This is a genomic window from Aeromicrobium sp. YIM 150415 (assembly GCF_016918125.1).
Classification (GTDB): domain Bacteria; phylum Actinomycetota; class Actinomycetes; order Propionibacteriales; family Nocardioidaceae; genus Aeromicrobium; species Aeromicrobium piscarium.
Genome location: NZ_JAERWM010000014.1, coordinates 107,425 through 115,101, shown reverse-complemented (window position 1 = coordinate 115,101; position 7,677 = coordinate 107,425). Strand labels below are relative to the sequence as shown.

The 7,677-nt window shown below is 69.2% G+C and carries 7 protein-coding genes and 1 pseudogene; 1 reads left to right on the top strand and 7 read right to left on the bottom strand.

The window, feature by feature from the left end; all coding sequences use genetic code 11:
• Window positions 1-263 precede the first annotated feature (263 nt).
• Together mgtE and JL108_RS10270 are read right to left on the bottom strand one after the other, a co-directional pair.
• Complete coding sequence (gene mgtE / locus JL108_RS10275) at window positions 264-1,622, bottom strand: magnesium transporter (RefSeq protein ID WP_205198192.1); 1,359 nt, start codon at window positions 1,620-1,622, stop codon at window positions 264-266.
• A 262-nt stretch (window positions 1,623-1,884) separates the two neighbouring features.
• Complete coding sequence (locus tag JL108_RS10270; RefSeq protein ID WP_205198191.1) at window positions 1,885-2,211, bottom strand: hypothetical protein; 327 nt, start codon at window positions 2,209-2,211, stop codon at window positions 1,885-1,887.
• Window positions 2,212-2,290: 79 nt separating this feature from the next.
• Between JL108_RS10270 and JL108_RS10265 the strand changes: the two genes are divergently transcribed.
• Window positions 2,291-3,739, top strand: a complete 1,449-nt coding sequence (locus tag JL108_RS10265) for an MFS transporter (protein ID WP_205198190.1) — start codon at window positions 2,291-2,293, stop codon at window positions 3,737-3,739.
• Between the two features lie 180 nt (window positions 3,740-3,919).
• Here the strand turns inward: JL108_RS10265 and JL108_RS20225 are convergent.
• From JL108_RS20225 to JL108_RS10240, 5 genes and pseudogenes are all read right to left on the bottom strand, one after another.
• Window positions 3,920-4,117, bottom strand: a pseudogene (locus JL108_RS20225) (helix-turn-helix domain-containing protein); the annotation flags it as partial.
• Window positions 4,118-4,189: 72 nt separating this feature from the next.
• Window positions 4,190-5,341: a benzoate/H(+) symporter BenE family transporter gene (locus JL108_RS10255; RefSeq protein WP_205198189.1), complete on the bottom strand. Its 1,152-nt coding sequence runs from the start codon at window positions 5,339-5,341 to the stop codon at window positions 4,190-4,192.
• A 69-nt stretch (window positions 5,342-5,410) separates the two neighbouring features.
• The gene (locus tag JL108_RS10250) at window positions 5,411-6,004 is read right to left on the bottom strand and encodes a YtxH domain-containing protein (RefSeq protein ID WP_205198196.1); all 594 of its coding nucleotides are present in this window, start codon (window positions 6,002-6,004) and stop codon (window positions 5,411-5,413) included.
• A gap of 61 nt (window positions 6,005-6,065) precedes the next feature.
• Window positions 6,066-6,971, bottom strand: coding sequence for an oxygenase MpaB family protein (locus tag JL108_RS10245; protein ID WP_205198188.1), 906 nt, complete (start codon window positions 6,969-6,971; stop codon window positions 6,066-6,068).
• Window positions 6,972-7,122: 151 nt separating this feature from the next.
• Window positions 7,123-7,662 carry a hypothetical protein gene (locus JL108_RS10240; RefSeq protein ID WP_240190889.1) on the bottom strand — a complete coding sequence of 180 codons (540 nt, stop codon included), beginning with the start codon at window positions 7,660-7,662 and terminating at the stop codon, window positions 7,123-7,125.
• Window positions 7,663-7,677 lie beyond the last annotated feature (15 nt).

Here is a 7,677-nt window from a genome sequence, read left to right as displayed (position 1 = left end):
GCCCCCCGCGGGCTACCCCAACCCCCCCCCCGCCGGGGCGTGATCGCGGTTGGGCGGGGGGGTGCGCGGGCGCCCCCGCACGAGCGCGGCGAGGCCGGTGTCGACCTCGTGGCCCTGAACGAGTGCGCGACGACCTTGCGGGTGACCTCGATGAGGCGGACCCGGTCTGAGCCCTCGAGGATCTTCTCGGCGACGGCCTGGTCACGGAGGCCGTCAGCATCCCGCCGCGCGTGACCCGCCAGAGGGCCGGTACCGCGGGAGACTCAGATCTGCAGGACCGTTCGTGCGATGAGGAAGTAGATCACCAGACCGGACGCGTCGACGAAGGTGGTGATGAACGGGTTGGAGAAGACCGCCGGGTCCACCCGGAGCGCACGGGCGACCATCGGCATGATCCCCCCGATCGTCGCTGCCATCGAACACACCGCGAGCAGCGTGAAGCCGATCACCAGGCCGATCCTCGGCTCGTAGATCGCCGCGGTGATCGCTCCGCCCAGCACACCGAGGAGCGATCCGAGAGCGACTCCCACACCGAGCTCACGAGACAGGACACGACCGAGGTCGCGAGGCTGCACATCGCCGAGCGCGAGGGCACGGGTGACCGTTGTCGCCGCCTGGTTGCCCGTATTGCCACCCGTGCCGATCAGGAGCGGCACGAAGAGTGCCAGCACGGTGACCTGCTCCAGCGTCGCCTCGAAGACGGACAACACCTGCACGGTCAGCGTCGCTCCGATCGCCAGCACCAGGAGCCAGACGATCCGCGAGGACACCAGCGAATGGATGGGCGTCGCGAAGTACGGCCGGCGCAACGGCTCGACGCCGCCCTGACGCGCGGCGTCCTCGGTCTCTTCGAGCTCGAGGATCTTGACCGCGTCGTCGATGGTGAGCATCCCGACGAGTCGTGCCTCCTTGTCCACGACAGGAACCGCGAGCAGCCGCATTCCGGTGCAGATACGAGCCGCCACCTCCGCATCCTTGTAGGCGGTCACGACCTGGGCCGGCTGCATGATGTTCATGACGACCGTCTCCCGGTTGGCTCGCAGGAGATCGCGGAGGCTGACGATCCCGACGACGTGACGGCTTCCATCCAGGACAGGCAGGGTGTACACCGTCTCCGCCTCATCCAGCCGCGCATGCACCCGGCGGAGCGCATCGGCCACCGTGGATTCGGCGCGGGTCGAGACATACTCCGGTGTCATCCGCCGTCCCACCGAGCTCTTGGGGTAGCCGAGCACATCCGCGGTGAGCTGTCGCTCCCTCTCGGAGAGACCCTGCAGCAGTCTCGGGGTCACCGCGGCGGGAAGCTCGTCGAGGAGCCAGACCCGGTCGTCCGGGTCGAGGTCGGCGAAGATCGATGCGACCTCCGAGTCCTGCAATCCCCGGATCAGGTCGCTCTGAAGACCCGGCGAGAGCCGCTCGAACACGTCGATCGAGCGTTCTTTCGGGAGGAGCCGGTACACGACGGCACGCTGCTTCAGCGGAAGCCGCTCGAACAGTGCGGTCAGCTGCTCCGGGGTCGTGGGAGCGACGGCATCCACTACTGCCGCGAGATCCCCGCTGTCGATCCAGTCCTGGATCGTGTCAAGCATGGCGTCGAGGTCAACGATCGGGGTGGTGCTCATGAGACTGGCCTTTCCAGGAAGTGGCGACCCTGCCGATCCGGAAAGGACGGCACGGCATGGATCACCACGCCCGCGAGAGCTCAGGCTCAGACCAGGAGGAGGGAGCCACCGAGCAGGGAGGGCGTGGTGCTCGATCGATGACTGGAACTGTCACTGTTCATTACCCTCACCTCGCTTCCGGGGCTCGACTGCACAACCAGCTCACACTGTATCTCGTCGTTCCGCTGCCGTCGGAGCACACCCTGCGCGGCGGGCTCGTCGGTCAGGCGAGGAACCAGGTGGTCACGAGGAGGACGCAGAGGATCACGAAGCTGGTCATGGCGATCCGGGCGACCACCGGTCGGCGGGCCGGGGGGAAGGCGAAGGGGACGAACACGGCCGAGAGCAGACCGGCAGGAAACACCATGATGACGCCGAAGATCATCGCGTAACCATGAGGATCCCGCGAAGCGGGGCCGAACAGGCTGCTGAGCGTCAGGAAGGCGAACAGGACGAAGGCGATTCCGGTCACTCCTGCGACCACACCCGCCAGCACGCGCAGGGCGAGCCGGATCGCACGACGCGCGCTGGACTCTCCCCCGGATGACATGCTTCGATGATCCCAGATTCGGTCCTTGTACGGGTGCGGACGACATCGCGAGGTGACTGCGCAGGTAATCTTGCCTTCCGTGGTCCGCCGAAGCTCGAAGCGCAAGGCAGACCGGGCCACCTACCGGGTCACCTTCGCCGTCCTCGCGGCGGCCACCGTCTCGTTCTCGCTCGTGCAGTCGATGACGATCCCGGTGATCGCGCAGATCCAGGACCACTTCTCCACCACTCAGGCGACCTCGACCTGGGTCCTCACCGCGTATCTCCTCTCGGCTTCCGTGGCGACACCGATCGTCGGGCGGCTCGGTGATGCGGTCGGCAAGGAGAAGATGCTCGTCTTCTCCGTCGGCTCGCTCGCTCTCGGATCGCTCGTGGCAGCACTCGCCCCCACGATCGAGGTCATGATCGCGGCCCGGGTGATCCAGGGCATCGGCGGCGGAGTGCTGCCCATCTCCTTCGGCATCATCCGCGACGAGTTCCCGGAGCGGAAGGTCGCCGGCGCCATCAGCGTGACCTCCTCATTGATGGCGGTGGGCATGGGGATCGGCATCGTCGTCGCGGGTCCCCTGGTCGACTACCTGGGCTATGCCTGGCTGTTCTGGCTGCCCTGCGCGGTGACCGGTGTGACAGCGTTCATCGCCGTCTTCGTCGTTCCCCCGTCGCCGGTCCGCCGCCCGGGGCGGGTCAGCTTGGTCTCGGCGCTGCTGCTGTCAGCGTGGCTCGTGTGCCTGCTCCTCGCGGTCAGCCAGGGAGGGCAATGGGGGTGGTCGTCGGTCACCGTCATCGCGCTATTCGCCGGCGCCGTCCTCCTCGGACTCTGCTGGGCGCTGACCGAGACGCGGGTGCGGGTGCCGCTCGTCGACATGCGCATGATGCGACGCACGGCGGTGTGGACCACCAACCTGGTCGCTCTGCTCGTCGGCATGGGAATGTACGCGAGCTTCGGTTTCACGCCGCAGTTCAATCAGACGCCCCAGTCCGCCGGATACGGCTTCGGGGCGAGCGTGACCGAGTCGGGTCTGTTGATGCTCCCGGCGGCCGTGATGACCTTCGTCGCCGGCGTCGTCGCGTCCCGTATCGCCGATCGGATCGGTCCCAAGGCCGTGGTGGCCGGAGGCTCGGCCATCGCCTGCGGGGGACTGCTCATGCAGGGGCTGTGGCACGGCGAGCGTTGGCAGATGCTGGTCGCCAACGGACTCGCGGGTCTCGGCATCGGCCTGGCCTTCGCCTGCCTGGCCGCCCTGATCGTCGGCGCTGTGCCCGCGGATCAGACCGGTATCGCCTCGGGCATGAATGCGAACATCCGCACGATCGGCGGTGCGGTCGGATCGGCTGTCATGGCCGGTATCGTCACCGCGCACGCCACACCGGACGGGCTGCCCGTCGAGGCCGGTTACACGATCGGTTTCCTTGCCCTCGCCGGTGCCTTCGCCCTCGCGACCCTGTGCGCCCTCGCGATCCCCGTCCGATCGGAGGAGGAACTCGAGGACGCCCTCCTCCACGACGGTCTCAACGAAGAGCCGCGATGAAACCGAGGATCTGCTCTCGCAGCTGAGGGAATGCACCCTCGACCAGGCTCTTGGCCCCGAATCGCTCGATGCCACTCGCCGTCGGAAGGAAGTCGAAGGCCCGAGCATCTCCTTCGAGGGTCCCGATGATGTGGTCGTGGAGCTCAACGGCGAGTCCTCCCAGGTCGCCGTGAGTTCGATACCGGTCAGGCGCGCCAGGTCGAGGATCCGTCGCAGGTCGATGGTCGAGCCACCACTCTCGATGGCGCTGATCGTGCTCTGAGTGAGTCCGAGATCGTCGGCGAGATCGTGTTGTGTCATCCCGCGAGCCATCCGCGCCGGCTGGATGGCGAGGCCGATCTCGCCGGGAGCCCGCAGGCGTGCCTGTCGCCGAGTCATGGAGATCTCCGGAGAATGATCGGGATTTCGCGATACTGCGGGAGTATCGCGATATCCCGATCGAACACCCGCTCAGCGACGGAGCCGCAGCGCCAGATGGACGATGATCCCGGCGGCCAGCGCCCAGAAGGCCGCGCCGACACCCGCCAGGCTCACCCCCGACGCGGCGACGAGGAAGGTGATCACCGCCGGCTCGAGGCGGTCGTCTCCCATCAGCGCCGTTCGCAACGAGCCCGCCAGGGTGGCCAGTAGCGCCAGACCGGCGGCGGCCGCGACGAGATCGGCGGGGGCCGCCACCACCACCGCGGTGAGCAGGGCGGCGAACGGGGCGATCACGAGATAGGCCACCCCCATCGTCGTCGCGGCGATCCAGCGACGCGATGGATCCCGACCTGCTTCCGGCGACGCCGAGAGCGCCGCGCTGATCGCGGCGAGGTTGATCGCGTGCCCTCCGGCCGGTGCCCCCACGACGGTGCCGACGCCGGTCACGATCAGGCTCGCGCGCCACGGCGGCACGTAGCCGAAACCGGTGAGCACGGCGGCGCCGGGCACGTTCTGGGCGGCCATCGTGACCAGGTACAGCGGCACCGCGATGCTGACGAGAGCCTCGGTGGAGAACGCGGGCATCGTCCACCTCACCGAGGGCCAGAGCGCTCCCCCGAGTGGCTGCTCGGCGAAGGCGATGGCGAGCGCCACCGCCGTGAGGAGCGCCGCCGGCGCCGCCCAGCGGGGAGCGAGGATCATGATGACGAGCCAGACGAGGACGACGGGCCCGACGAGCCACGGCTCGGCCGCCGTCGCGGTGACCGGCACAAGACACAGCGGCACGAGCACGCCCGCCAGCATCGCCTGCGCGATCGACGCCGGAATGGCCCGCACGAGATCGGCCAGCGGCCGGAACGCCGCGGTGGCCACGATGAGGAGGCCGACGATGAGGAAGGCGCCGACCGCGGCCCGCCAACCCCCGGCGACCGCCCCGGTCGAGGCGAGCAGCGCGGCACCCGGGGTGGACCAGGCGGTCGTGACCGGAATCCGATAGCGGCGCGCGAGAAGGATGGCGCTGATCCCCTGCGTCACGCACAGAGCCAGCAGCCCGGACGCCGCCTGGGCCGGGGACGCCCCCACGGCCGCGAGCCCCGCGAGCACCACGGCGAACGAGCTGGTGAAGCCGACCGCCGCCGTGACGAGACCGGCGATCACCGGAGTGCGGGTCTCCTCACGCATGACCGGAGCGTACCGGTACGACGACGCCGCCGTCCCCAGAGGAGACGGCGGCGTCGGGGGACTCTCAGGTCAGGACGTGGAACCGGGACGCGGCTCGTCGGAGATCGTCTCCTCGAGCTGCTCGTCGATCGCGTCCTTGGTGTACGCGGCGGTGGCATCGGCCCGATCGTCGAGGGCCTGGGCCGCGGCTGCCAGGTCGTCGGCGAGAGCCTGGGCCTCATTGGACTGCTGGCGAGCCTCGTCGTCGGCCTGATCGCCGAAGGCCTCGTTCGCATCCGCGCGGTCGGTCAGTCGCTGGGACTCCTCAGCGAGGTCGTCGGAACGGTTCCAGGCCTCATTCGCCTTAGCGGCGCTGGCATCGGCCTCCTCCTCGGCAGCGAAGTCGGCGGCGCTCTTGACCTTCGCGGTCATCGCGCTGGCGGCCTCGTTCGCCCGCTCCGACACCTTGTCCGTGACATCGCTCGCCACATCGGCAGCCTTGTGGCCCGCCTCGGCGGCGACATCGGCCGCCTTGTGCTGCACGGTGTCGACCGTGCTCTGCACGGGCTCGGAGTTCCACAGCTTGTCGGCCTGCGCCTTGATCTGCTCGTAGCGCTCCCGCCCGGCCTTCGTGCCGAGCACGTAGCCGACGGCGGCGGCCGCCAGCAAGGTCAGCTTCTTCACGGTCGTTCACTCCTTATGGGATACGGGAAGACCACCATTGTGTCGCGCTCCGGACGATTCCTCACGTCGAGGCTCGCTCGGCCTCGAACCGCGGCCCGGACCCCGGGTCCGTGGCGGACTCGGGCGGGGTCATCGCCCAGCGGATGGTCGAGGTGACGACGATACCCGTCGCCCGCACGACGGTGCTCTCGGCGACGGGCAACCAGGGCACCCGCAGCGGCCAACGCGCCCAGCGAGGGAGCAGTCCGACGGCCGCCGCGGCCAGCGCGCCGTAGGGGCCGCGCAGGGTCAGTGGAACGGGTGGATGGACCAGGAGGAAGCGCGTGGCGGCGCGGGCGGCCGGCGTCGAGGCGAGGTCCGGTCGATAGGCGGCGAGCGTCTCGTCGAGCTCCCGCACCGATCGCGGCACGTCGGTCGCGCCGAGCGCTTCCCCGGTGACGGCCGCCTGCTCGACGTACAGGTCGCGCTCCTTCGTGGTGAGACGGCCGGAGCCGTACCGATCGTGGGCGCGCAGGAAGGAATCGACCTCGGCGACGTGCACCCAGCGCAGCAGCTCCGGGTCGCTCGCGGCATAGGGACGTCCGTCCGGCGCCGTGCCGCGGACGTGCTGGTGGACCGCGCGCACCACGGCCACGGCACGATCGGCGTCCTGGATCGTGCCGAAGGTCGTCTCGGCGAGGAAGGTGCTCGTGCGTTGCAGCCGACCCCAGGGATCGCCGCGGAATCCCGAGTGCTGGTCGACCGCGGCCATCGCGAGCGGGTGCAGGGACTGCAACAGGAGGGCACGGATGCCACCGACGAACATGGCGGCATCGGCGTGCACGCGCCAGAGGGGATCGTCCGGCCCGAACCGGCGCGGCCCTTCGGCACCGTGGATGCGTTCGCGTCGCCCGGCGCCTTCCGGTCCGGCGACGCGCGAGAAGATCACCCCGCCGAGGCGGGTCCGCGCGGCCTGGACCGGATCCATGGGTCGAGCATAGGCGGGCACTGGCGATAAGGAGCGGTGAACGAGCACGCACTCTGTGGTCGGTGCCGCCCTTGCTCGAAACCACCGTCCGGTGTTGCCCGGGGAGCACAGGGGAAGGCCCCGGCCGGAGCCGGGGCCTTCACGGTGACCGTCAGACGAGCCAGCGGTTCTTCTTGACGACCGGGAGGTTCTCCCACATCCGGCCGAGTCCGAGATAGCGACCCGAGGCGGTGAGGGCGAGGATTCCCAGCAGCAGCGCCTGGACGAGGTGCTCGTCCATGAACGGGTTGGTTGCCGGCCACAGCATCGCCGACCACATCAGGACCAGCATCACAGCCCCGGAGACGGACGCGATGTTGACGCCGATCCCGAGCATGAGCGCCAGCCCGATACCCAGGAGGCCGATCATGAAGAGCCAGTCGACCCAGGCCTGGCCGCCGAGGCCCTGATAGAAGTCCGCGAGCGGTCCGGTCGTGGCGTGACCCAGGAATCCTGCGGTCGGGCTGCCCCCGTTGACCCAGGAGTCCGCCCGGTCGGTGGAGAAGCCGAGGCCGAAGGTCTTGTCGAGGAAGGCCCAGAGGAACATCCACCCCATGCTCAGTCGAGCCAGTCCGAGGAGGACGTGTACAGGCCGCATGGCCGTGGTGGTGTCCGTGTGGGACGGGACATCGTGCTGGTAGGTGGTGCTCATGATGATCGCCTTTCC

Excerpts from the sequence above, each read along its gene's own strand:
- JL108_RS10240 (WP_240190889.1), bottom strand. The coding sequence starts at position 7,662 with ATGAGCACCACCTACCAGCACGATGTCCCGTCCCACACGGACACCACC.
- JL108_RS10245 (WP_205198188.1), bottom strand. The coding sequence starts at position 6,971 with ATGGATCCGGTCCAGGCCGCGCGGACCCGCCTCGGCGGGGTGATCTTC.
- mgtE (WP_205198192.1), bottom strand. The coding sequence starts at position 1,622 with ATGAGCACCACCCCGATCGTTGACCTCGACGCCATGCTTGACACGATC.
- JL108_RS10270 (WP_205198191.1), bottom strand. The coding sequence starts at position 2,211 with ATGTCATCCGGGGGAGAGTCCAGCGCGCGTCGTGCGATCCGGCTCGCC.
- JL108_RS10255 (WP_205198189.1), bottom strand. The coding sequence starts at position 5,341 with ATGCGTGAGGAGACCCGCACTCCGGTGATCGCCGGTCTCGTCACGGCG.